The 277-nt window shown below is 36.8% G+C and carries 1 protein-coding gene; it reads left to right on the forward strand.

Annotated elements, in window-relative coordinates; translation table 11 throughout:
• Positions 1-277 (forward strand): ComEC/Rec2 family competence protein (locus tag R0J88_RS19800; RefSeq protein WP_410900846.1); only part of this gene is annotated, 277 nt, incomplete at both ends.

Consider the following 277-nt stretch of genomic DNA (forward strand, 5'->3'; position numbering starts at 1 on the left):
TGTTGCGATCGTAACACTTATTTTTTTTCAAGGGTTAATTCGTTTGAAAATACGAAGAGAATTAGCGACGGTGATTCTTCTATTGATTCTACCGCTATACGGTATTCTTGCTGGTGGTGCACCATCTGTTTGGAGAGCTGTTACAGTCGTTGAACTCCTTCTATTAAGCCGTATAAAAGGGCGTTTATCTGTGGATGATGCATTATCCATAACGTTTATTCTATTTGTATTGATTGAGCCATGGTCCATTTACCAAATAGGATTTCAATTATCTTAT

The sequence above is a fragment of the Pseudoalteromonas sp. SIMBA_162 genome (assembly GCF_046535955.1).
GTDB classification, from domain to species: domain Bacteria; phylum Pseudomonadota; class Gammaproteobacteria; order Enterobacterales; family Alteromonadaceae; genus Pseudoalteromonas; species Pseudoalteromonas marina.